24 protein-coding genes are annotated in these 24,444 nt (G+C 53.7%); 16 read left to right on the plus strand and 8 right to left on the minus strand.

Annotated features, from left to right (window positions below; translation table 11 throughout):
• Positions 1-503: 503 nt before the first annotated feature.
• The gene (locus tag PDUR_RS08230) at positions 504-1,577 is read right to left on the minus strand and encodes a M42 family metallopeptidase (protein WP_042205851.1); all 1,074 of its coding nucleotides are present in this window, start codon (positions 1,575-1,577) and stop codon (positions 504-506) included.
• A gap of 480 nt (positions 1,578-2,057) precedes the next feature.
• Here PDUR_RS08230 and spoVAC point away from each other — a divergent pair, with 480 nt between their 5' ends.
• Genes spoVAC through spoVAE form a run of 3 tightly spaced genes read left to right on the plus strand, consistent with a single transcriptional unit; the run spans position 2,058 to position 3,903 of the window.
• Positions 2,058-2,525 carry a stage V sporulation protein AC gene (gene spoVAC, locus PDUR_RS08235; RefSeq protein WP_407944315.1) on the plus strand — a complete coding sequence of 156 codons (468 nt, stop codon included), beginning with the start codon at positions 2,058-2,060 and terminating at the stop codon, positions 2,523-2,525.
• The gene (spoVAD, locus tag PDUR_RS08240) at positions 2,522-3,556 is read left to right on the plus strand and encodes a stage V sporulation protein AD (RefSeq protein ID WP_042205853.1); all 1,035 of its coding nucleotides are present in this window, start codon (positions 2,522-2,524) and stop codon (positions 3,554-3,556) included. The genes spoVAC and spoVAD overlap by 4 nt, the downstream gene beginning before the upstream one ends.
• On the plus strand, positions 3,553-3,903 hold the full coding sequence (spoVAE, locus tag PDUR_RS08245) for a stage V sporulation protein AE (protein WP_042205854.1): 351 nt from the start codon (positions 3,553-3,555) through the stop codon (positions 3,901-3,903). Before spoVAD ends, spoVAE begins: the two co-directional genes overlap by 4 nt.
• 131 nt (positions 3,904-4,034) lie before the next feature.
• On the opposite strand, the gene PDUR_RS08250 is transcribed toward spoVAE, so the two are convergent.
• Positions 4,035-4,727 (minus strand): DinB family protein, encoded by a 693-nt coding sequence (locus PDUR_RS08250; RefSeq protein WP_042205855.1) that lies wholly within the window; start codon positions 4,725-4,727, stop codon positions 4,035-4,037.
• Positions 4,728-4,971: 244 nt separating this feature from the next.
• Here PDUR_RS08250 and PDUR_RS08255 point away from each other — a divergent pair, with 244 nt between their 5' ends.
• From PDUR_RS08255 to PDUR_RS08310, 12 genes are all read left to right on the plus strand, one after another.
• On the plus strand, positions 4,972-5,928 hold the full coding sequence (locus tag PDUR_RS08255) for an AAA family ATPase (protein ID WP_042205856.1): 957 nt from the start codon (positions 4,972-4,974) through the stop codon (positions 5,926-5,928).
• Between the two features lies 1 nt (position 5,929).
• Entirely contained in the window at positions 5,930-7,174 is a 1,245-nt protein-coding gene (locus PDUR_RS08260) for a DUF58 domain-containing protein (RefSeq protein WP_042205857.1), read from the plus strand.
• On the plus strand, positions 7,171-9,402 hold the full coding sequence (locus PDUR_RS08265; protein ID WP_042205858.1) for a transglutaminase TgpA family protein: 2,232 nt from the start codon (positions 7,171-7,173) through the stop codon (positions 9,400-9,402). Before PDUR_RS08260 ends, PDUR_RS08265 begins: the two co-directional genes overlap by 4 nt.
• Before the next feature lie 92 nt (positions 9,403-9,494).
• Positions 9,495-10,022: a YqeG family HAD IIIA-type phosphatase gene (locus PDUR_RS08270; protein WP_042205859.1), complete on the plus strand. Its 528-nt coding sequence runs from the start codon at positions 9,495-9,497 to the stop codon at positions 10,020-10,022.
• Positions 10,019-11,146, plus strand: coding sequence for a ribosome biogenesis GTPase YqeH (gene yqeH / locus PDUR_RS08275; protein WP_042205860.1), 1,128 nt, complete (start codon positions 10,019-10,021; stop codon positions 11,144-11,146). Before PDUR_RS08270 ends, yqeH begins: the two co-directional genes overlap by 4 nt.
• Positions 11,147-11,163: 17 nt before the next feature.
• Entirely contained in the window at positions 11,164-12,057 is an 894-nt protein-coding gene (locus PDUR_RS08280; RefSeq protein ID WP_042205861.1) for a shikimate dehydrogenase, read from the plus strand.
• Between the two features lie 50 nt (positions 12,058-12,107).
• The gene (gene yhbY / locus PDUR_RS08285) at positions 12,108-12,404 is read left to right on the plus strand and encodes a ribosome assembly RNA-binding protein YhbY (protein WP_025693178.1); all 297 of its coding nucleotides are present in this window, start codon (positions 12,108-12,110) and stop codon (positions 12,402-12,404) included.
• Positions 12,405-12,522: 118 nt separating this feature from the next.
• Positions 12,523-13,125 (plus strand): nicotinate-nucleotide adenylyltransferase, encoded by a 603-nt coding sequence (locus PDUR_RS08290; protein ID WP_042205862.1) that lies wholly within the window; start codon positions 12,523-12,525, stop codon positions 13,123-13,125.
• Positions 13,097-13,675 carry a bis(5'-nucleosyl)-tetraphosphatase (symmetrical) YqeK gene (gene yqeK / locus PDUR_RS08295; RefSeq protein WP_042205863.1) on the plus strand — a complete coding sequence of 193 codons (579 nt, stop codon included), beginning with the start codon at positions 13,097-13,099 and terminating at the stop codon, positions 13,673-13,675. Before PDUR_RS08290 ends, yqeK begins: the two co-directional genes overlap by 29 nt.
• Positions 13,672-14,019 carry a ribosome silencing factor gene (gene rsfS, locus PDUR_RS08300; RefSeq protein WP_042205865.1) on the plus strand — a complete coding sequence of 116 codons (348 nt, stop codon included), beginning with the start codon at positions 13,672-13,674 and terminating at the stop codon, positions 14,017-14,019. The genes yqeK and rsfS overlap by 4 nt, the downstream gene beginning before the upstream one ends.
• The gene (locus PDUR_RS08305; RefSeq protein ID WP_042205866.1) at positions 14,016-14,954 is read left to right on the plus strand and encodes a CvfB family protein; all 939 of its coding nucleotides are present in this window, start codon (positions 14,016-14,018) and stop codon (positions 14,952-14,954) included. Before rsfS ends, PDUR_RS08305 begins: the two co-directional genes overlap by 4 nt.
• 28 nt (positions 14,955-14,982) lie before the next feature.
• Complete coding sequence (locus PDUR_RS08310; protein ID WP_042209182.1) at positions 14,983-15,753, plus strand: class I SAM-dependent DNA methyltransferase; 771 nt, start codon at positions 14,983-14,985, stop codon at positions 15,751-15,753.
• Positions 15,754-15,895: 142 nt separating this feature from the next.
• Here PDUR_RS08310 and PDUR_RS08315 read toward each other — a convergent pair whose 3' ends face one another.
• From PDUR_RS08315 to PDUR_RS08340, 6 genes are all read right to left on the minus strand, one after another.
• A complete protein-coding gene (locus PDUR_RS08315) occupies positions 15,896-16,843 on the minus strand; it encodes an ArsR/SmtB family transcription factor (protein WP_042205867.1) in 948 nt (315 codons plus the stop codon).
• Positions 16,844-17,018: 175 nt separating this feature from the next.
• Complete coding sequence (locus tag PDUR_RS08320; protein WP_042205868.1) at positions 17,019-18,452, minus strand: sugar porter family MFS transporter; 1,434 nt, start codon at positions 18,450-18,452, stop codon at positions 17,019-17,021.
• 245 nt (positions 18,453-18,697) lie between these two features.
• Complete coding sequence (locus PDUR_RS08325; protein WP_042205869.1) at positions 18,698-20,029, minus strand: AraC family transcriptional regulator; 1,332 nt, start codon at positions 20,027-20,029, stop codon at positions 18,698-18,700.
• Positions 20,004-21,464, minus strand: a complete 1,461-nt coding sequence (locus tag PDUR_RS08330) for a sensor histidine kinase (protein ID WP_042205870.1) — start codon at positions 21,462-21,464, stop codon at positions 20,004-20,006. Before PDUR_RS08330 ends, PDUR_RS08325 begins: the two co-directional genes overlap by 26 nt.
• The gene (locus PDUR_RS08335) at positions 21,461-22,453 is read right to left on the minus strand and encodes a substrate-binding domain-containing protein (RefSeq protein WP_042205871.1); all 993 of its coding nucleotides are present in this window, start codon (positions 22,451-22,453) and stop codon (positions 21,461-21,463) included. Before PDUR_RS08335 ends, PDUR_RS08330 begins: the two co-directional genes overlap by 4 nt.
• A gap of 220 nt (positions 22,454-22,673) precedes the next feature.
• A complete protein-coding gene (locus PDUR_RS08340; RefSeq protein ID WP_156130371.1) occupies positions 22,674-23,192 on the minus strand; it encodes a hypothetical protein in 519 nt (172 codons plus the stop codon).
• Positions 23,193-23,492: 300 nt separating this feature from the next.
• Between PDUR_RS08340 and PDUR_RS08345 the strand changes: the two genes are divergently transcribed.
• A complete protein-coding gene (locus tag PDUR_RS08345; protein ID WP_042205872.1) occupies positions 23,493-24,428 on the plus strand; it encodes an AraC family transcriptional regulator in 936 nt (311 codons plus the stop codon).
• Positions 24,429-24,444: the final 16 nt, after the last annotated feature.

The raw sequence follows: 24,444 nt of genomic DNA on the forward strand, positions 1-24,444 counted from the left end.
CATAAGCCGTAGAAGGCTAATGGGATGCCCTTTTTTTAGGTGGGATTTAGGTAGGTGGACGGGGCCACCCGAATGGAAGCGGGGGATTCTTCTTCAATTTAGGGGGGTGAAGCAAATAATGCAGAAAACCTGAAATTGTGCATCTTTTGGTGGACTAAGAACACCTATGTATAACACGCCTGCAAAAATGCAGGTTTGTTCCCATTCAGCCTCAAATTCAGTCAGAACAGCCTCAAATCCCTGTATAATTGCAGGTTTTCTTCGAGAAAAAACGTTTTTGATCGAAAAAAGCTGTACTTTAGCTGTTTTGCAATGATGCTGAACTAAGATCTCCGATGGAGGAATTGCCGAATAGAAAAGCAAAAGCCAGCAAGTCTCCAATAACCCTAAGACTTGCTGGCTTCTTAACTTTTTTAGGAAGGCGGCCGTACCGCAGATATTCACTTATGGGATAGCTTCAACCGTTAGATCGGCATGTGTCCCAGTGCTGCAAACCCGTGACCTTAGCTTCGCTCAATAATGGTCTGCAGCGTGGTATGATCAAGTCCTTCCACCAGCTTGATCAGCAGTTCTCTGGCCGCGTCGATATCGTCGGTATGGATCATGGATGTGGAAGTATGAATATACCGCGAGCAGATGCCGATTACGGCGGAAGGCACGCCGATTCCGCTTACGTGGACTTGGCCTGCGTCCGTGCCGCCCTGGGAGACAAAATACTGATATTTAATCCTGTGCGTATCCGCTGTATCCTGCACATATTCAAGCAGTCCGCGATGGGTGATCATCGTCGGGTCGAAGATGCGCAGCAGCGCGCCATCGCCAAGCCGCCCGAATGCCTGCTTGTCCCCGGTCATATCCGAAGCGGCGCTTGCGTCAAGTCCGAAGAAAATATCCGGCTGAAGAAGGTTGGCTGATGTCTGGGCTCCCCGAAGCCCGACTTCTTCCTGCACGGTAGCGCCGGCAAAGATGGTGTTCGGCAGCTTTTTGCCGCTGAGCGCCTTGACCAGCTCAATGGCAAGCCCTACGCCGTATCGGTTGTCCCATGCTTTGGCCAATATTTTTTTCGGATTGGCAAGCGGGGTAAAGGGACAGACGGGAACGATTTGCTGGCCGAGAGCTGCGCCGAACTCCATCGCTTCTTCGCGGCTTTCCGCGCCGATATCAATGAACATCTTTTTGATGTCCCCGCCCTTGTTGCGCTCTTCCTGGCTGAGCAGATGGATCGGCGTACTGCCGACGACGCCCGTAATCGCTCCTTTTGGCGTAATAATTTGCAGCCGCTGGGAGTTAACCGCCGAAGGCAGCCAGCCGCCAAGCGGCTGAAAACGGATCATTCCGTTATCGGTTATTCCAGTAACCAAAAAGCCGACTTCATCAAAATGGCCGGCGACCATAATTTTCGGTCCGTTTACATCGCCGCGAAGCACACCGAACAGGCTGCCGAGACGGTCATGGACAAATTCATCGGTATACGGAGCCATGGCTTCTCTTACAAAATTACGCAGTTCACGTTCGAAACCGGGGGCGGAAGGGAATTCGGTAAGGGTTTTGAACATATCAAGTGTTTCCTGGTTCATCTTGCCATCTCTCCTTTACTACCGTCTAGTATGAACTTTCGCCACCTGGTTGTCTATTGGACCCGGGTCATAAAGGATCCCAGAACACTTCGCATACAGGCCATCTGGTCTTTAAAATATGCGTTTAGCGTAGTTCTTAAGTGTACACCCGGCGGTAAGGCGGGGAATATAATGCTGTGACGGGCGTTAGAAAGGCCGGAGCCCTGAAAAGGAGCGGGAATAGGATGAATAAGTCTGAAGCGGAACGCGAAGCTATCCTTATTTTAGTGCTGTTTTTGCTGCTGGTCGCAGTGCTGCTGTATTTTTCCTGAATCTTAAATGTCATAAGGAAAAGCCGGACGGCGAACAATAAAGGAAAATCTTCTATGCGAAGCCGGTTAATTGTCATGACTGCGTATTTACGCAAGCGGACTAAAGTCTTCGCCAAACCTTTAGGAGGTGCCTTCATTGCCGGCAAAAACCAAACGTTCGGGGGTCAAGCTGCAGCTTGATTCCCTGAATAACCAAGTTTACAAGCAGATGGCCAAAAAGCACGAGCCTTCCAGGCCCGTACTTAAAAACTGCTTTCGCGCTTTTCTATCAGGCGGCCTGATTTGCGTAATTGGACAGGCCATACAGGAAGCGTTTATGGCTTACTTCAACATGAGTGCAAAGCAGGCGGCCAGCCCGACCGTCGCGGTGATGATCCTGCTGTCCGTCATACTCACCTGCTTTGGCGTATATGACAAGCTGGCGCAGTGGTGCGGCGCCGGGACGGCCGTTCCCGTAACCGGCTTTGCCAACAGTATGTGCTCGGCTGCAATTGAACATCGTGCCGAAGGGATTGTGCTGGGCGTGGGAGCCAATATGTTCAAGCTTGCGGGCTCGGTCATTGTCTTCGGTGTCGTGGCCGCCTTTATTATCGGCATCGTCTACATCTTCCTTGGCCATGGGGGAGGACATTTATGAAGCAGCTGGGCAAGCAGACGTGGCAGTTCACATCCCGGCCAGCCATCCTTGGCGCTTCTGCGGTAGTGGGACCGGAGGAAGGTGAGGGACCGCTCGCCTCGGATTTTGACTTCGTGTACGATACTCTGAAGATGAACGAGAAGACCTGGGAGAAAGCGGAGCGCCGGCTGTTTGAAAAGTCGATCCGTCTGGCCTTGATCAATGCGGGAATTAAGCAGGAGGACTTGGGCTTTTTCGTGGGCGGCGATCTGATGAACCAGATTATCAGCGCTTCTTTCGCGGCCAAAAAGCTCGGCACTCCTTATCTCGGCGTATTCGGCGCCTGCTCCACCTCCATGGAAAGCTTGGCGGTCGCATCCATGATCGTGGATTCCGGAGGAGCGAAATATGTGCTGGCCGGAACCGCGAGCCATAACTGTACAGTAGAGAAGCAATTCCGCTATCCCACCGAATACGGCTCGCAAAAACCGCCGACGGCGCAGTATACCGTTACGGGCTCCGGCTGCGCGGTTATTACCCGGAACGACGGAACCCAGACCGGTCCGTTTGTCACTGCCGCAACCATTGGCAAAGTTATGGATTTTGATATTAAAGACCCTTTTAACATGGGCTCTGCCATGGCTCCCGCCGCAGCGGATACGATCACGGCGCATTTTCGCGATACGGGGTTGTCTCCGGGTTATTACGATTTGATCGTGACCGGCGATCTTGCCTCAGTCGGATTGCCCATAACAAAGGAACTGCTTGCTAAAGAAGGCATTCCGATGGAACAGACCGAATTCACCGACTGCGGCCTGCTGATTTACGACCGGGAAAGACAGAAATATGTCATCGCGGGAGGCAGCGGGTGCGGTTGTTCGGCGACCGTCACCTATGGGCATATCTTGAAACGGATGAAACAAGGACAGCTGAAGCGCGTTCTCGTCGTTGCCACGGGAGCGCTGCTCTCGCCGCTGACGTATCAGCAGAGTGAGAGTATTCCCTGTATTGCGCACGCGGTTGCGCTGGAGAGCGGAGGTGAGCAAGCATGATTTTTGTGTGGGCGTTTCTGGTCGGAGGTCTGATCTGTGTAATCGGCCAGCTGATGTTGGATGTGATCAAACTGACTCCGGCGCATACGATGAGCACGCTCGTGGTCGCCGGGGCGATCGCGGATGCGGTCGGAATATACGATCCGCTCGTCAAGTTCGCCGGCGCGGGCGCATCCATACCGATTACGAGCTTCGGCAACTCGCTGGTCCACGGCGCGCTGATCGAGCTGGAGCAGGTCGGCTGGATTGGTGTAGTTACAGGTATCTTCAACATTACGAGCGCCGGGATATCATCGGCGATCGTATTTTCTTTCCTGGCTGCGCTGGTTGTGCGGCCCAAGGGCTGAATGCTTGCCAAGAACCCGACGGACATGGCTCCGGCGGGTTCTTTTGCGAAAAAGGAAAGTATCACTGTATCGCTGGAAGATAGGCCCCTTGGAGAACGGCGCGGCCATTTCTTCTTAGCCTATTTGCCTCGTTAGCGGCCCCGCCGAAGCTTGCTTTTGATCCGCATCGCTTTGTTCAGGTGAACGAAGTTATGCCGCGTCGCGGGCATAAGCATCAAGCCGCCTATCGTTTTTCCGCTCCAGTAGTCGGTCAGCCAGCTTGCTTTTTCCGTAACCGCCCCTTGATCCCGGACAGCCTTGATCCTACCCGCATCCACTTTCTGCCTGAATTGTCCCGGCGCAAGAGTTGCTATAATTTCATTTGTCCTCCGCCCGACAGCCCGCCGATAAGCAAGCAGACCCTCGATCCCGATTTCCGCGCTGAGCTCCGCCATTTCTTCCTCGGTCATCTCGTTGCCGGAATGGTGGAACCGGATATTCAGTCCCTGAGGCATTCCGTCTGTATCCAGAACCTGCCCCGTACCGGCTACCAGCATGTTCATAGTGATGTCTTCTATTCTGGCGCTGTGCCATAAATGCCAAACGATGGAATTCCGCGTATCGGGAGACCGCACCGGATAGCATCGCAGCGTATCCTCCCGGATGTCTTTCAGAAGCAGATCCTCATAACTCAAGCTTGCGTTTCCCTCTTCGCCATCCGCATACAACAGAGCACGCTGCCGCAGCAGCAAAGAGACGGCCTCCTTATGTTCACTCGGTATGAGAATCATGGCTGTCAGCTGTTTGTGATCTTCATTCCACACCTTCCGCTGTTCTGCGTTCATCCTGTCCCTCCCAAAGTTTGAGGAAATTTTGTCAATGTAATGATTCTTTCAATATTATGGAAATCCTGCTGTGCAGGAAGGAATATTGACGGCTCCATCAAGATTATTTACAGATAAAACGGACAATCCGTATCTATGTACTCGTCTTAACCGCTTTCAAAATCGCCCGAATGTACTTTGTCCCTCCTAATCATGTAAAATAGTAAGTATACTGTTTATTCTGACTTAGGAGGTTTTACTGTATATGCCCGTACTCCACGAATCGATGCAAATCGTAAATGCTGTCCGCGCCAATTTAGAATCTTGCATTCTCGGAAAAACGTTTGAAATAGAGCTGCTGCTGACTGCATTGCTTGCAGGCGGCCATGTCCTGATCGAGGATGTCCCGGGAACGGGCAAGACCCAACTGATCCGCGCGCTGGCCAGATCCATCTCCGGAGACTACCGCCGGATTCAGTGCAATCCGGACATTCTCCCGAGCGATATTACGGGTGTATCGGTGTATCATCCCCGGGATGAGATGTTCCACTTCCGTCCGGGACCGGTAATGACGAATATCCTGCTTGCCGACGAAATCAACAGAGCTACGACCAAGACGCAGTCCGCGCTGCTGGAGGTCATGGAGGAGCGCAACGTAACGGTGGACGGGGAGACCTATGCGCTTCCGCATCCGTTCATGCTGTGCGCCACGCAGAATCCGATTGACTTTGAAGGCACGTACACGCTGCCCGAAGCGCAGCTCGACCGCTTCATGCTGCGAATCAGCCTTGGTTATCCCGATGCGGCTACGGAAAGAAATCTGCTCCTGACCCATCAGGAAGGCCAACCGGTTAATAAGCTTCAGCCGGTGACCGGAATGGAAAGAATAGCATCGATTCAAGAGGAAATCCGCGAGGTGTATATCAGCGAGCCGGTTCTGGGCTATCTGCTCGATATTGTCCGCGGCACCAGGGAGCATCCGCTGGTCCTCCTCGGCGCCAGCCCCCGTGCAGCACTGTCTTATATGATGGCATGCAAGGCCTTCGCCTTTATGAAGGAGCGTGATTATGTGCTGCCGGATGATGTGAAGTCGCTGGCTCCATACACGCTCGGCCACCGCCTCCTGCTGCGTCCCGAATCCCGCCTGGACAACGTCAGCCCGGATACACTGCTGAATAATCTTCTGCAGAGTATCCAGGTGCCCGTGACAATGAGGCAATAAAATGAGACGCTATTTGTCCGCAGCCGCCGTGAGGCTGCCGGCCAAGCTGGCCGGAATTGCCGCGGTCTGGTGTGTTACCCTGCTGTATGTGCTGTTTCAAGGCGGCAAAACGTCGTTCATGCTGTTCACTATGGTGTCAGTCCTGATGGTATATCTGCTTGCCGGCGGATTTTCCGGAGTACGCAAAGCCCGGGGAGCCCGCACCCTTTTCACCGACGGAGAAAAGTCCGATTTGCTGTATGCGGGAGGCCATCTGCGCGTCAAGCTCGAAATTGCGCTCCCCGGCCTTCTGCCGATTCCTTTTGTTGTTGTCCGTGAAATGCTCAAAAGGCATAATGGAGAGTCCTGGATTTTTGAGGAAAGCCTTGTTCCGAACTTTAAAGGACAGGGTGAACTCAGATTTCAGACGCCGCCGCTGGAACGGGGCCGCTATTCTTTTTCCGAGACGGGGATTTCCAGCGAGGATATTTTTGGGCTGGTTGAGCACAAAGGGAGCTTTCTCGCGCAGGGACAATTCCGGGTGCTGCCACGTGTCGTGCACATCCCCAGATGGGTGCTGTACGAACGGAATTCGCGGCTTTCCGGGCCCCAGGTTTCGCTGGCTCAGTCACGTCGGGAGACGACGCAGATCAACGGCGTCCGCGATTACGTGTACGGCGACCGCTTAAGCCGCATTCACTGGAATGCGACGGCCAAGACCGGGGCATGGAAATCCAAGGAATTCGAGCATGAATCGCTGCCCAAAACAATGCTTATTCTCGACGGAACCGCCTCGGCTTACGCCTCTTCCGCGCAGTTCGAACTTGCGGTCTCGGCAGCAGCCTCCCTGCTTGGGTATGGCGTACGGGAACGGATAGGCATCGGACTGTGCTGTCTCGACAAAAATACTAAAGTATTCGCCCCTGCGGAGAGCACTGCGGAGCGGCAGAAGATGGTTCAATATCTGATCGACATCAACGGGGAGGGCAGAGGACCGCTTGTTCCCCGGCTGGAAAAGGGATACCGCATGTTTCCGAGAGGAGCCTACTTCGTGCTGATCAGCCCGCAGAAGGACGGTAATGTGCTGCAGACACTGCAGTGGGCTGAGAGCAGAGGGATGACTCCTTGCCACATCCACATACAGAACCCTGCGGGTTCGCAGCGCGGCGACGAATGGTACAGCGAGCTTGAGTCCCGCGGGATCATGGGGCATAGGGTAAGCTCGCTTCGTGAACTGCCCGCAGCGCTTGGGGGGGATGGACGATGAGGAACTGGTGGAACCTAATGAAATCGTCCTGGCACCGGTCTTTCGGTCTGCTGTGGATGATCATCATAGCTTTGCAGTGGCTTTCTTTCACCGAGCCGATCTGGCTGCAGCAGACGAGCACTGCGGTGTTGATCACGCTGGCGGCCGTGGCAGTTATTGAAATTTTGCTGCCGATTTCCATCCTGTACCGCATCATGATCGAAGCGGCCGCGGTTTTGTACATCGTATACCGGACCATTCAATATTACGGACTTTATATCCCATATCCTGCGGCGCCGCTTGACGAACGGCTGACCGATGCTTTATCGCAGATGACGCCATATCTCTGGTTCGCTCTCGGAGGCTGGGCGATTATGCTGTCGGCCTCCTTGCTGGTAACGACCAAGAGCCGTATTTTGCTGTTTATCGGCATGAATATCGCGGCATTCGCGGCGCTGGATTCCTTCACGCCCTCGGTGCTGTGGCAGGAAGTCGCCTGGACGGTGTTCGCCGGGCTGGGCTGGCTGGTGAGCAATCATTTAAAGAGCTTTCAGCTGCGCTATCCCCGGGGCTGGAAATATCTAATTGATTATCCGCTCAAAATATCAGTAAATATCGCCGTTATTTTTGCGCTGGTCATTCTTACCGGCGTGAATGCGCCGTCGGTCAAACCCACGTTGACCGATCCATATACGGCCTGGAGGGAGTGGAACGGCAGCGGCGCGCCGCAAACGAATAGAGCCGACAATACGGAAACGGAATCAAGCGGCACAGGCTCGTCAGGAACGGCTTCCGGGTACAGCCTCAATGATGCCAATCTCGGAGGAGGCTTCTCTTTTGATTACTCCCCGGTGATGTCGGTCACCTCGTCTTCGCGCATCTATATGCGCGGGGAGACGAGAAACATATACTCCGGCACGGGATGGAGCGATAACCTCCGCAATAAACAAGGCAGCCTGGAGCCGGCGGAGGCGGGGAAGGCGCTGGAGAACGACTATACGCCGTCTACTCCAACTCAGGAGCTGCAGTATACCGTCCGTATGCTCAGCAACAACCGGTATCCGGTGCTGTTCGGCGCTTATTCGATTTCCAGAATCGATTCTATTAATGGTGAAACAGAAGCCGGCGGGTTGTCATGGCGCAGCCGGGACGGCGAATTGTTGATTAACGGCGCCGATTCCGCTCCTTACCCGAAGACATATGAGCTGACTTCCGAGCTGCCCGTCGTTCCGGTTCAGGAACTGAGCGCAAAGACATTCTCCGACCTGTATGGCGGAAAGAATATCCCGAACCCGTTCCTGCAGCTTCCGAATAATTTTCCTGAAAGAGTGCGGAATCTGGCCCGTGAAATTACGGCTCAGGCGCAGACGCCGTATGAAAAGACGATGCTTCTGCAACAATATTTACAACAGACGTTTCCGTACACAAATGATCCCGACTTGTCCCTCAAAAAAAGCAGGGATTTTGTGGAAGGCTTTCTGTTTGAGATTAAAGAGGGCTACTGTGATTATTATTCCACGGCTCTTGTGACCATGGCCCGTTCGCTGAATATTCCGGCCCGTTGGGTCAAAGGCTACGCTCCGGGTGAACAGGCCCAGCTTCCCGACAGCCTTGCCCTGCGGCAGGGAGAGGCCGTGAACAATAACTATACGATCACTAACGCCGATGCCCATTCCTGGGCCGAGGTATACTTCGGGGATTACGGCTGGATTCCAGTAGAGGCGACGCCCGGCTTCGATACCCCGCTGCTGACGCAAAGCGAGTCCGACCCTCAGCCCGAAGCATCCGAAGCTCCGAACGAAGTTACGCAGGACGAAGAACAGACTGCAGGTGAGGGTTCCGAAGAAAGCGGCTTGTCCGTGGGAACATGGGTCGTTGCAGCAGCGGCTGCTATTGCAGCCGGTTGGGCAGCATTCCTGCTGTGGCAGCGCCGGTCCGACCTTCGCTATCTGCTGCAGAGAATCCGCAGCGGACGACCATTGTCTTCCGCCGAGAAGATTGTGGCCGAGACGGAGCGCTGGGTAGCGTTCATGCGCCGGAAAGGCTTCTCCAGAGACAAGCATGAGACGCTTAGGGAATCGGTTTCCCGGTGGAAAGGCGAGCGTCCGGGAGCATCGGAAAGTCTATCGGCGCTGCTCGGCTGGTTCGAGAAGGCGAAATACAGCCCTGAAGTAATTGAAGACAAAGACTGGCAAGCCGTGTATACTGAAGCTTTGCGGCTGCGCAAGAGTGTGAAGCTGACGAAATGAACGGCGGATAACCGGCGATTTCTCTATCTAACAATCATTTCCGAAGAGTTAAGATTATGATATAGTTTGTCGTATGAAATCGAGGTGAACGTATGTTTGAAAGGCTTGTCCCCAAGCTGCGGGTAAATACGGTATTCGATATTAATCTCGAAGATCTGTATTTGAAGGGCTATAGGGGCATCATTACCGATCTGGACAACACGCTGGTCGGCGCCAAGGCGCCGCTGGCTACACCGGAGCTGGTGCTGTGGTTCGACAAGGTGAAGCAGCTCGGCTTTAAGCTGGTGATCGTGTCCAACAATAATATGAACCGGGTATCACGATTTGCGGCGCCGCTGAATATCGAATTTGTCCACAGGGCGCGCAAGCCGAGCAATGCCCCTTTTCACAAGGCTATGAAGCTGATGAATCTGGAACCGGAGAAAACGATCGTGGTTGGTGACCAGATGCTTACCGACGTATACGGAGGCAACCGGCTGGGTCTGTATACCGTGCTGGTGCTGCCGATCTCCCTTGAGGATGAAGGACTTGGCACCCGTATCAACCGCCGGATCGAGCAGATTGCGCTGACCAGATTGCGCAAACGAGGATTGTGGCATGAGGAGGAACAACACGAATGAACGAACAGACTGAACGGCAGCGTCCCATAAGCTGCAGCGGCTGCGGCATTAAGCTGCAGACCGTGCACCGGGATCAGCCGGGATATATGCCGGAGGCGGCTTATGACCGTGACCCTGTCATTTGCCAGCGGTGCTTCCGTATTAAGAATTATAACGAGGTCTCCTCGGTCTCCGTAGACCAGGACGAATTTCTGCGCCTGCTCTCCGGAATCGGGGAAAAGAACGCGCTTGTCGTCCACATCGTCGATCTTTTTGACTTTGAAGGCAGCCTTATCTCCGGACTGCAGCGGTTTGTCGGCAGCAATCCCGTCATTCTGGCCGTGAATAAATGCGATCTGCTGCCCAAGGTGACCAACTGGAACAAGCTGCGCAATTGGGTGCAGCAGCGCAGCAAAGAGCTTGGACTGAGAACTGCGGAAATCGTGCTTTGCAGCGCTAAGCGGGGACAGGGCTTCGACCGGCTGCTTGATTCGGTGTCTTCGCTTCGCGGCCGGCGCGATGTGTACGTTGTAGGCGCAACCAATGTCGGCAAGTCGACGCTGATCAACCGGCTCATTTCGGATTATAGCGATCTGGAGCAGGAGCTGACGACGTCCCGGTATCCCGGAACGACACTGGATAGCGTCAAGATTCCGCTCGACGACGGTCATTACATCATCGACACACCGGGGATTGTCTATCCTTGGCGGTACAGTGAATTGGTTGAGCGTCAGGATCTGGATGCGGTCATGCCTGCGAAGCCGCTCAAACCTGCGGTGTACCAGCTAAACTCGGGACAGACGCTCTTTTTCGGCGGCTTGGGCCGGTTCGACTTCGTGCAGGGCGAGCATCAGTCGTTCACCTGCTTCATCAGCGGCAGCCTCAAGATTCACCGCACCAAGCTGGAGCGGGCGGACGATTTGTACCGCAATCACCGCGGTGAAATGCTGTCCCCGCCTGCTTCCGGCGATGTGGATAAGCTCCCGGCCTGGCAGCGGCACGAATTCAGAATAGCCAGAGGAAGCCACAGCGATGTATTCATCTCCGGCTTGGGCTGGATCAAATTGAACGGAACGGAAGGCGCGGTTGTGGCTGTCCATGTCCCCCGCGGCGTGAAGGTGCTTGTTCGCCCTTCGCTGATTTAGATAGAAGGAGGACAATGATGACAGCTGCAACGGAAACCTGGTCTTCGGCGAGCGGAAGCATTCTTCTAGGGGTTATAGGATGCCCCATTTTGCAATCCAAATCGCCCGTGATGCATAACGCGGGTCTGAAGGCGCTTGGAATCCCGGGAGCGTATGTTCCCTTGCACGTAAATCCCGATAAAGTTGGAGAGACGATCCAGGCCATACGGACACTGAATTTTCGGGGCATCAACGTGACCATTCCGCATAAATTGGCAGTGATTGAACATCTGGACAGAGTGGACCCGGCAGCGGAGGCGATTGGGGCGGTCAACACCATTGTTAACGACAACGGTATTTTGACCGGCTACAATACCGACGGAATCGGATATGTACGCTCTCTGAAATCAGAAGCGATCTCCGATTTGTCCGGACGAAAGATAATGGTTATCGGCGCAGGCGGCGCGGCAAGGGGCATCATCGACGCGCTGCTTCAGGAGAATCCTGCGTCGATTATTATTGTAAACCGCGATGAGGAGAAGGCGAGACGGCTTGCGGTAAGCTGGAGCAGCCGGGGCGATATCAAGGGCATTGGATTTGATCAGATCCGGGGCTGCATCGGCGGTACGGATATTCTGATCAATACAACCTCGGTAGGAATGCACCCGAGTGTAGATGAAATGCCCGTAGACCCGGATATCATTCCGGAAGGAATCGTGGTCAGCGATCTGATCTACAACCCGCTGCATACCCGTCTGCTGCTGGAAAGCCGCAAACGCCGGGGCTGCAATATTCACGGCGGCGTGGGGATGTTCCTATATCAAGGGGCCTACGCTCTCGAATACTGGACGGGAATGCCCGCTCCGATCGATGTGATGCGTGAGGCTCTGATGAGCAGTCTAGGCGCTGATGAATCATCAGGAAGTAAATAGATTTTAGGATAATCGGGTAATAATAGTTCATAAATAAGGAGTATGCATACATGACGTTAACCGGCAAACAAAAGCGCTATCTTCGCTCGCTTGCCCATCACCTTGACCCTGTGTTTCAGGTTGGGAAGGGCGGCGTTAACGAGCATCTGATCCGTCATATCGAGGAGGCGATTGAAAAGCGCGAGCTGATGAAGGTCAGCGTGCTGAACAACTGCGCCGAAGATCCTAAGGAGATAGGCAGCGAGCTTGCGGAGCAGTCCGGCTCCGAGCTTGTGCAGGTCATAGGCAAGACGATCATCCTGTACAAGGAATCCCGCGACAACAAGACGATTGAGCTGCCCAGATAGATCAATATCCCGGAAAGTCAATATCCCGGAAGCGGACGGGGCGAAGCTGCTTCCATACGTAAGCAGTACGTAGACTAGGCCTCAGGCGAGTGAGGCAAATTTGCAAGGAGGTGGGAGTGTGAAGGTCGGCATTATGGGCGGCACCTTCGATCCCATTCATATCGGTCATATGCTTGTTGCGGAGACGGCCAGAGATGCCTTCGGGCTGGAACAGGTATGGTTCATGCCTTCGCATATCCCGCCGCATAAGCATGCGGCAGGAGCCTCGGGTGAGACGAGGCTGGCTCTGGTGAGCGAGGCGATCAGGGATAATGAATCTTTCCGTATCCTCGATTGGGAGATTGTACGCGGGGGCATATCGTACACGATTGAAACGGCGCGGATGCTTAACGAGCGTTATCCGTCCGATGATTTTTATTTTATTATCGGAGCGGATATGGTGCAGTATTTGCCAAAATGGAAGGATATCGGTGAACTGGTGCGGCGGCTTACCTTTATCGGTGTGGGACGTCCGGGCAATTCCCTTAATCTTGGGACGCTTTCGGTCAATATCGCCGAGAAGGTGCTGCTTGCGGACATGCCGATGGTCGATATATCGTCCACAATGATCCGGGAGCGGGCTGCATCCGGGAAGTCGATCCGGTATATGGTGCCTGATGCGGTGTACGACTACGTGCAAAGGAGTGAGTTGTATGGGGTTCAGCCGCGAAGCGCTAATTGAGTCGGTATCCTCGCAGATGCCGAAGAAGCGCTGGAAGCACACGCTGGGCGTGGTTGAATCGGCAGGAGCGCTTGCTAGGAAATATGGCGGCGATCCGGAACGCGCCGAGCTGGCGGCGCTATTGCATGATGTGGCGAAATATTGGCCGGTCGAACGCCAGCGCGAAATTATAGAACAGAATCACCTCTCGCCTGAACTGCTGTCCTATGACAAGCAGCTGTGGCACGCGGAGGTGGGGGCCTATGTAGCGGAAAAAGAGTACGGCATCACGGATACGGGCGTGCTCGATGCCATCCGCTACCATACTTCAGGCCGGGTAGGCATGACCCTTCTGGACAAGATCGTCTGTCTGGCTGATTACATTGAGCCGGGGCGTGATTTTCCAGGTGTCGGCCGTATACGCAAGCTTGCCGCTTCCAGCCTGGAAGAAGGACTTGTCGCCGGATTCGATTCTACAATCAGCCTGCTGCTGGAGAAACGGCGGATTGTATTCCCGCTGACGGTAATGGCAAGAAACGATCTAGTAAGAATATTGGAGGAAAATGAATGACCATACAATCAAAAGAGCTGCTTCGGCTGACGCTTGAAGCAGTTGAAGATAAAAAAGCGATGAACGTTGTAGCCCTCGATTTGCGCGGCATTTCGCTGATCAGCGATTATTTCATTATCTGTCACGGCAACTCCGATACCCAGGTGCAGGCGATCGCTACCGAGGTTCGCAAGGTTGCGCAGGAAGCCGGGGCAGTCATTCGCGGCATAGAAGGAATGGACGCGGCGCGCTGGGTGCTCATGGATTTGGGCGATGTGGTTGTACACATCTTCCACCGGGACGAGCGCGAATATTACAATATCGAGCGGCTGTGGTCCGACGCGAAGGTAGTGGAACCCGTATGAGCCTGATAGCCGGAAGCGTAGTCACGCTCGAAGTGGCGAGAGAGGTTTCGCCCTACGGTTATTTCTTGAGCGCGGGCGACCAGGATGTGCTGCTGCATTATACGGAGCTTACGGATAAGGTCAAGCCGGGAGACAAGGTCGAAGTGTTCCTGTTCTACGATACGGAGGACCGCCTTGCGGCAACGATGAAGAAACCGTATCTCACGCTTGGCGAAATGGCCTTGCTGGAAGTGGCGGATGTTCATCCGCGTCTTGGCTGTTTTCTAGAAATGGGACTTGGGCGCCAGCTGCTTCTGCCAATCCGCGAACTGCCTGAACTGAAGGAGCTGCATCCTCAGGTAGGCGACCGCGTATTCGTCATTATGGAGCACGATAAGCAGGGACGGCTGCGGGCCAAGCTGGCGGGCGAACAGGAGCTTGCGCCGCTGACGTTCCCGGCCCCTTCCAGCTGGAAGGGCCAGTGGTTGAAGGCCCGGGTGTACAAGCCTCTCCAAATGGGTACTTTTGTCATTGTGGACGGAGGCGTGCTCGGCTTCGGTGCAATCGGCATGATCCATTCCTCTGAACGCCCGAGGCTGCTTCGTTTGGGCGAGGAGTTTGAAGCCCGTGTAGCGTTCATTCGGGAGGACGGACGCGTCAACTTGTCCATGGCCCAGCGCAAGGAAGTGGGACGGGATATGGATTCCGCCAAGATTCTGGAATTTCTGCAGAATCGTCCGGGCGGAGGAATGCCGTACTCGGATGCGACGCCGCCGGATATTATCAAGCAGCGGTTCGGAATCAGCAAGGCGGCGTTCAAGCGTGCGCTCGGTAAGCTGATGAAGGAAGGTCTTATCTCCCAGAAAGAGAGCTGGACGTATTTGGCGCAGGGAGATAAGCCCGGTCAGTCTTCCGGCGAACAGAGCGGCGGCAGCCGTGGAAACTCTGCCGATTAGTACGGCAATGGAAAGTGCGGTGTTGTCAGTGTCCTCGTATGGAAAATTTGCATATGTCTACGACGAGCTGATGGCGGATATGCCTTATCCGCAGTGGCTCGCCTTCGCCGAAGCTGCGTGGGAGCGGCTGGGGAAGCCGAAGACCGTGGCCGAGCTTGGCTGCGGCACCGGCAGCCTCACCATTCCGCTGGCCGAGGCGGGATATCATATGACGGGAATTGACCTGTCTTCGGATATGCTCGCCGTGGCGCGCCAGAAGATGGAGGATCGTCCCCGGGGACGGCGGTTTATGCGGGAAGGCAGCGTCCATTGGATCAGACAGGACATGAGGGAATGGGAGCTGCCGGAACCGGTAGACTCCGTGATTTCATTTTGCGACAGTCTGAATTATATACTCGAAGAGAGCGATATTTCCGCTGTGTTCGAGCGTACCTGCAAGGGACTGAAGCCCGGGGGCAGCTTTCTCTTTGACGTTCACCATCCCCGCACTCTGATTCGTTATGAGGAGGAGCAGCCCTTCATCATGGATGATCTCCCGGTGTCTTACATTTGGACCTGCGAAATGGATAGGCCAAGAACCGAAATCGAGCATCATCTCTCTATCTTCGTCCGGGAAGAACCAGGCAGCGACCGGTACCGCCGGTTCGAGGAGACACATGTGCAGCGCGCTTACGATCCGCAGTGGATGGAGGAAGCGCTCCGGAGAGCCGGATTCAGCGAGGTAAAGGTGTATGCCGATTTTGAATGGAGACCGGCCGGGGACGACACGCAGCGGCTGTTCTATGTGGCTGTAAAGTAATTGGATGCAAAAAGGACATCCCTGGGGCTGCGGTTGCAGCCTCCGGCAAATGACACTTATATTCGAACAAACGCAAACGCTCCAGAAGAACGGATATTCCGCTTTCTGGAGCGTTTTGGCATGAATCTGTCGTCTTGTTTCGTCACGGCCTGGCTGGAACCGTAAGCACCTCTCCGGCTTCGCGGACATCGTACAGCACACGTGCAAGAAGATCCTGGCTGTAATTGCCGAAATGCTTGCCGTATATCGTCAATCCGCGCTTATTAATCGGCTTGTCAGTAACAGCGATGCGGAAGGTCAGCTCGCTTTTGTAATCCAGCTTCATATCATCTAGAGTAACATCCGAAATGCGCGAGCCGTCGATAAAGCTTCCTTCATCGTTGATCCGGATCAGCTTCAGCATTCCGTACTGGTTCAAATGGGGAGGCCACCAATCCGGGCTGAACGTACCGCGTGTATCACCGAAATCACCGGGGCTTGTCCAGAAACCGAGCTCTACGCCGTTAAGGTAGAAGTAAATATCCGAAGGATAATGATCTGAGCAGCCAGGCGCTTCCGACCCAAGCTCTAAGGAGAGCTGGATCTCACGGAAGCTCTGATTTGGTTTTAAATAATTCGGAATCCGGTATTCGAGAAAACCATCGGCCATCCAGATCATCTCCGACTTGATCCGCTCCGGATCGGCAAAATAGCGCGGTTCGTCGAATTCCCCGATAATGCTGTCCTTAGTCGCAAGACCGCAGGTTGGAACAGCCGCATAGTTACTGTAATGCCCGACCTGAATCTCCACCTCGTACAGATTGCCGATAGCCTTGCTGCGGAGTTCGACCATCAGCCGGTCTTTGTTCAAGTAACATACCTTCTGAATACCATGCTTGCCGACGGAAGTGTTAATTTCAATAAGACCGCTTTCTTCAAGCTTTTTAATATGCATCGTGATGGCGCCGTTACTCAGCTTCAGCCGTTTGGCGATTTCATTCAGGTTTAGCTGCGGGTTGGAGGCTAACATTTCCAAAATTTGTATTCGTATTTCGGAACTGAGCGCTTTGAAAATATCAATTCCGCTCATCAAATCTTTAATATAGATCATGTTCAGCTATCTTCTCCCAGTGGCTTTGTGAAAACAATATTTTAGATCATCATAAACTTATTTGGGTAAAAAAGAAAGCTGCGAAAGTCTGTAGTGATGGCGGCAGCAAGCAGACGGGCAGACGAAAAACGGGCCGAAGAGGGATGATCCCTTTTCGGCCCGTTGCGCGTATTGATTAATCCTGAAGAGAGGGCTTAAGACTCTCTTGTTTGTCACCGTGTTTCTTTTCCCACATCGCTTCGATTTCTTCAAGGGATTTGCCTTTGGTCTCCGGAATGACTCCCCAAGTAAAGAGGAATGTAAACAGGGAGGTTGCGGCAAAAATCCAGAACGTTATAGCAGGTCCCGCAGAAGCAAGCAGCGGCGGGAAGGATTGGGAAACCGCGAAGTCGGCTCCCCAGAGAGCCATTGTGGCGACCGCCGTAGCAAGGCCGCGAATCCGGCTCGGGAAGATCTCGGACAGGATTACCCAAACCACGGCCCCAAGTGAAATAGCGAAGGCCGCAACATAGACCAGAATGCAGATCAGCACAATCGGACCGTCCGTACGCCCGGTATGGAAAGCAAAGCCGATGATCCCCAGGCTGACGGTCATGAAGAACGAACCGGCCAGCAGCAGTACCTTGCGGCCAAGCTTATCAACAAGCCAGAGGGACAGCGCGGTGAAGATCAGATTGACAAGTCCGACCATAATGGTCTGAGTAAGGGAACCGCTCGCTCCCGCACCGGTCTGGCGGAAGATTTCCGGCGCGTAGTACATTACGGCGTTGATACCCGTAACTTGCTGAAGCATAGCGACGATAATGCCAACGATCAGGACGGTGCGCAGGGCTGGTGTAAATCTCCGGCCGGAGGCAGCTTTGGCTTCCTCGTCCTGTGCAAAGCTCTGCTTGATATCAAGCACTTCTTTCTTGGCCAGCTCTTCTCCGTGAATCTTCAGCAGAATAGGCAGCGCCTCCGCAGCTCTTCCTTTCTTGATCAGCCATCTTGGGCTTTCCGGAACCAGGAACAGAAGAGTCAGGAACAGAAGTCCCGGCACGATACCGGTTCCAAACATGATGCGCCAGCCCGTGGAAACGTCCCATGCGTCATTGCCCATGCTGGATACGCCAAAGACCAGAAAGGAGCCGAGAAAGATACCGCTAACTGTCGCCATCTGGTTCATGGCGACCAGCCGGCCGCGAAATCTGGCGGGGGCGATCTCCGCGTTATAGAGCGGGCAGAGCGTCGATGTAATCCCGATTCCAATGCCCTCGATCATGCGGGCTGTGATGAACAATCCGAGCGACGGCGAGAGGGCGGAAACGAAAATTCCGGCTGTATACAGAACTGCAGCTGCAATCAGCACTTTTTTTCGGCCAAGACGTTCACCTATCGAACCGGACACCGCTGCTCCGGCCATACAGCCGATAATCAGGCAGGATACCGTCCAGCCAAGCATAAAGTCGCCGAGCTCGAACCGGGCCCGTAATAATCCGTTAGCTCCTGACATTACCGCCGTATCGAATCCGAATAAGAAACCGCCAAGGGCCGCGACCATGGATACAAGCAGAACAAATTTTATACTGGTCTCCGACTCTTTGGCCGGATGTTGCAATAAAGTACTCATATCATATTCCCCTTTCCATCTGTGCGCTTACCGGCGGATACCGCCATTAAATCAGCGCAGCAGTTGTTTCTTCTTAGAATTATAACATCACCCCTCAGCATACAGAGGAGCTATCCCCTGCACGATTTTGTCCTCTTTTGCGCATTTCTTTAAGATGGGGAGGGAATGATGGTGGGGAATATCGAGACTAGTACTATCTTGTCCTCCAGGCACAAAAAAATCCACGCCTGGCGGCATGGACTGTATTAATGAATCTGTTCACGATATTCGCTTGGAGTGACTCCGGTCACCTTTTTAAATACCCGGCTGAAGTAATTCGGGTCCTTGTATCCTGCGAGATAAGTGACTTCCTTAAGACTGAGATCCCCGGCTGCAATCAGTTCCTTGGCTTTGCCGATTCTGAGACCAGTCAGATAATCAATGAAGGTCGCCCCCGTTAACTGCTTAAAGATTTTGCTGAAGTAAAAAGGGTTCAGATGCACGTGATCAGCGACTTCCTCCAGCGAGAGTTCCTCCGTAAATTTTAAGCCGATATACCGTTTCGCTTTATCCATCACGCTCATCGTCTGCTGTTCCCGTTCTTCCCGTATGCGCTCAAGCGCTGCGACCACATAGGAACGCTGGCCCGCCTGGTTGACCGCAGCCGGATTCCTGTCGGTAAATTCGAAGTCCTCCTTCTTCAGATCGCCAAAGTGGCAGATTTCGCCGTTTCGCGCGCCAAGAGTGGAGGCGAACACGGCTTCAAAGTAGGATTCATGAAGGCCTTCGGCGCCTTCGCGAACCGTGCCGATCCCGATTGCCGCAGAAAGTCCGAAGTGCTGCTCTGCGTGGGAACGCAGCTTCTCTCCGTACTGATGCACTTCATCGTTGAACTCCGTTTCGGACATATCCGGCGGCATGCGCAGGAATACGGCGACATGACGGTCGATGATCGAACTGGAAATCGAGCTGCCGAAGGTTCTAAGGAGACTGTGAATGACATTGTACACTTTCTGTCTTCCGATGTTCATTTCGTCATGGAAAGCCACGACGAGCCCGAGTCCCCGGTCAAGCGGAAAATCAAGCCATTCGGAAAGCTTCTGGCTTTCTTCATCCGCTGCTTTGTTCATCATCAGCAGCAGGGCGAGCTCGTTCTCGGCGAGCGGCATCAGCTGGGACATCCGGTCGCGCATTTCCAGCTCTTCCTCGCGTCTTGCTTTTTCCTGATCCAATTCGTCCACCAGTCTATGCAGCAGGGACACCAGTTCCTCCCGCTTGGCGGGCTTTACGATATATTCCTCCACTCCGAGCGAGATGGCTTCCTTGGCATAGGCGAAATAGTCATAGGCGGTGACCAGCACCAGCTTGGCGTCCGGCATCCGCGCTTTGATTTCCTTGAGGGCCTCCAGTCCCTGAATGCCGGGCATATTGACATCCATGAAAATAATATGGGGCCGGTGCTCCTCGGCAAGTCCGATCGCCGTTCTTCCGTTCTCGGCGTGAATAATCAGGAACGTATCCGGCATTGCCCGGCGGATAATCCACTCCAATCCTTCGCGCTCAAGCGCCTCGTCATCTGCTATCAACAGCCGATACACTGCTCATCCCGCTCCTTCCCACCGGAATATTTAGTACTACGGTCGTTCCTTTCCCCGGTTCGCTGGTGATTTCCACCAAATCTTTCCGCCCGTAGACCAGTTCCAGTCTTCTGAACACATTACGGGTTCCAAGACCGGTAGAGCGTGCCTGGACCTTCGTCTCTGCCGCCGGCACTTGCGTGTGGTTCAGCAAGGATGCACGTATATTCTCGGTCATCCCCATGCCGTTATCTTGTATAACTATCTTTGTAATCGAGGGCCCGCCGTAAATGGAAAGGGAGATGACGGCTCCGCTCTCCATATGACCGATGCCATGTATGAACGCATTCTCGATTATAGGCTGTATGGTCAGGGAGGGAACCCTTACATTGAGCGCTTTTTCGTCGATATCGAGCTGGAATAACACCCGGTCACGGAACCGGGTCTGCTGGAGCCTGATGTATTCTTTTACATGCTCCAACTCATTGCGCAGAGGAACCTGCCGATCCAGGTTCTGCAGGTTGTAACGCATAAAGTTTGACATCGAGACAATCAGATCGCTGGTTTGTTCCGCCTCTTCCAGCAGAGCAAGCTTCGATAAAGCATTAAGCGTATTGTACAAAAAATGAGGATTGATCTGGCTCTGCAGCGCCTGCAGCTCCAGAGTCTTGACCAGCCGTTCCTTCTCGGCTATATCCCTGTCTTTTTCAATTGACTCTTTCAGACCGGCCAGCATCCGGGTAAAGGCGGCAGACAGGGCGGCAAGCTCGTCCTTGCCCCCGGCGGGAAGGGGAGGGTCCAGATTTCCCCTGGACACGGATTTCGCCGAGCGGACGAGCGCGCTGACCGGAACCGTAATGCTGCGGGAAATCCAGACTGCAACCACAAGGCTAAGCGTCGTGCCCAGAGCGAATACGGCTACTCCCAGCTTGTACAGCCGCGCATTCTCCGCCTGAATGTTCCGGAATACCGGACGGTAATGATCCAATTCACCTTCAACCAGCCGCTGTCCCTCGCTCCGGATAAAGGAAACGGTCTTTTCGGCTTCGAGATAATGCCCGAATGCATCCGAAGAACTGCCGTTCTCTGCGGCGGCGAGCGTCTGCTGCTCAAGCGACAGCAAAGTTCGAATCATATTCCCATACCCGGTTAAAGAGGAGGCCAGGGGCGGGGCGGCGCCCGCATCCATCAGGGTTGAATGAAGCCCCGACAGGGTAGTGAGACTTCGGTCCGCCTGCGCCTTAGAGTCTTCCGCCGGGTGAAGCAGATATGCATACACCGCCTTAAGGCTGTCCTCGGACGCCCTGGTGGTCTCTTTGTATTTGAGAATCCGGCCCATTATCAGGTCATAGCTATCCCGAACGATTGTTCCGCTTTGAAATAAAAAATAAGTCACCAGATTCATCAGCAGAACGAGCAGGGGGATGAAGATCAGCAGTTTGCTGCGAATAGTCATGGCGCACCCTCCCCGTCAGGCTTTGCATTGCTGCTGTCTCCAAGCAAGCGGATCGTCGTATAGCTGACATCCGGTACGGATTTCCCCTGAAAATAGTCATGGAGCAGTGTTATAGCTGTGCTGCCCATTTCCAGCGGCTGCTGGACAAGGGTTAGCTTTATTAACCCTTTTTGCACGGCTTCCTTTGTCTCGTCCAAATCGTCGAAAGCGAACAGCAGCCGATTTGTCTTCAGCTGCCGCACCGCGTCCAGTGCTCCAAGGCCGTCCAGGGCGCTGAATCCGACGACCGCTTTCAGGTCAGGATGAGCGGCAAGCAGGCTTCGGGTCTGCTCAGAGGCCTGAAGCCGAGATATATCGGATGTCCGAACGTCGGCAATTTTCATTTCCGGGTAACTCGCAATAATGCTGCGCAGGCCCTCCAGACGGAGACGCTGGCTGTCGGCCCGGGCCGTTCCCACCAGTACGCCGACTGTTCCTTTGCCGTCCGCGGCCTCCGCCACCAGCCGGCCCATCTCTTCGCCTGCCGTAAGATTGTCAGACCCGACGTAGAACAGCCTGTGGCTTCCGGGCTCATCGGCATCGACGGTCACGACGGGAATGCCGAGCGCCGCCGCCCGGTCTATCAGCTCCTTAGAGTCGGCTCCGCCGGTGCCCTGCACAATGATGGCGCTTGGCCGCGAAGCGATTGCCTGTTCCAGCAGGGAGAGCTGTTCTTCCGGATTAATCCGCAAGGGCCCAGTATATTCGAAATCCATACCGTACTTGCCGGCCGCTGCGCGGGCTCCTTGCTCAATGGACCGCCAGTAAGGGTTGTCGAGTTCCTGGGATATAAGCATGATCCGATGCGAAGGGACCGCCTGAGCCTGTCCGGGGAGCAAGTTATCCACCTGATGCTGCAATCGGTTCGTGGAGATAATAAATTGGACCAGGGTGTAAAGAAATCCGCCTAATAATATCAGTAGGGCAATGCTCCATCTCCGGTTAAACATCCCAGTCTCCTTTAGTCAAATATCCTTTAGTCAGATAATCATTCAATTCGCCTGATCTTTATTATACCGGAGAACATGCCGACTCCCAAATGATAAATTATCGATCCCAGGGGTAAACCGGCTTCCGTGCCGTCAATAGAGTCGTAAACGTGAAACGGCCTGCAGACAGAGCTCATGTGTCAGAGAGCTCTTCTGCGGGCCGCTGTTAATCTTACTTAAGTTAAGGGATATACTGCTGAACGATAGCAGTCACTTTGCCGTCCTGAACCGTGATGTGATAAGGGAACTGGCTTAAATCCACCACATCCGTATCGCCGAACTTGTTCAGGAACGTATCCAGATCAACCGATTCATTCCATATAATATCCAGATCCCCGGGGATTCCGGTATGGTCAAATATTTGCGTCTTGATGTCCACATTCTCAGCCAGCGGGTACTCCGTAAGCGTATCGCTGTCGTTCACGATATAATAGCCGTCCGGCGCGCCGCCAATCTCTTGTGCGGCTTCCGGTTCCCGCTGTGCAAAGACGCGGTCGGCTTCAGCTCCTTCATACCAATTAATCTCATCCGCCGTCAGAATCACCTTGTTGCCGTCAGGCTGCAATGAATGAATATAGACGGTCAATTGCTGCGCCGGCCCGATGCTCTGGGCAACCGCCCGGGTTAGGGTTGTGCTTGCGGTACTGATGAGGGAAAGGAACAGCAGCACAGTGACAGGCATTACAACAGTTTTTTTCAATAATATGATCAATCTCCCCCTTGACTCTATAAAGCAGAGTATAAAGCTATTTACCCTCTGGGTTGTTTCTCAAACGATTCTTTCACTTCATTTAACGGATTAGACGAAAAAAGGTTGCAAGAGCACTGCGGCATCTTTTTTCGGCAGCTTGGGAAACCAAGAATATTGTTCCTTGGTTGAGGCATATTAAGCTTTTCTGCTGCTTCCCGCCGTTATCTGAAAAAATCTTTTGCCCTTTGCCGCTGCGCTGAATTATTATCAATACAGATTAGATTAAAGCGTAAAGGTACGGGAGACGTCATGAAACTATATCTGGAGATTCCGGAGCTTGACAAGCATTTTCCGTTTCGCAGCTTTGTGAACAAGGGAGACCGGCTGTGCTACCCGCATTGGCATAAAGAAATCGAGATCATATATGTGGTTAAAGGGAGCCTGGATCTCGGAGTCAACGATGTGCCAATCCATATGCGGCAGGGGGAAATCCAGTTTGTGGGTGGCGGAGACGTGCACTATTTTCTGGCTTCGCCCGACAGCGAGCGGGTGGTCATTCAGTTTGATTTGAGCTTTTTTCAGGAAGTCTCGGTTCTGGACGCCAAGGAGCATTCGCTCCGCGACACCTTTGCTTCGATGGAGCAGTCCGGATGGAAATGGCCCGAAGGGCTGGCGGATAAAATGCGGGGGCTGATCGAGAGCATTCACGAGGAAAATGTCCGGCGGGCGGAAGGGTACGCCTATCTGATCAAAGCCCGGCTGTTTGAAATGCTGGCATTGATTCTTCGCGAGGTTCCGAAAAGCGGCATGCATCGGCAGCCCAAAATTTCGGAGGAGTCGGCCACTAAATCCAAGGAAACGCTGGAGAAGCTGGAGCGGATTTTCGTCTATGTCGAAGAGCACTACCGTGAGGCCATAACCCTGAAGGAAGTCGCGAAATATATGGGATTCAGCCCGTACTATTTTACCAAGCTGTTCAAACGCAACACGGGCATGACTTTTGTGTCCTTTCTGAATGAATACCGGCTCAACAAGGCCAAATGGCTGCTGCTTAACGAGGACGCGCCGATTACTGCGGTCGCCGAAGCCTCGGGCTTTGGAAGCGTGAAGACATTTCATCATTTTTTCAAGGAAGCGACCGGCGTTTCGCCGATGAAATACCGGAGGACAATATTCGGGAATAATTCGGCTAGAATGCAGGAGGAAAGGTCCTTCTCCGAGTTGTATGATAAGGAAGGCAAATGATTAACTTGGGGACAGG

It is taken from the genome of Paenibacillus durus (genome assembly GCF_000756615.1).
Classification (GTDB): domain Bacteria; phylum Bacillota; class Bacilli; order Paenibacillales; family Paenibacillaceae; genus Paenibacillus_AQ; species Paenibacillus_AQ durus.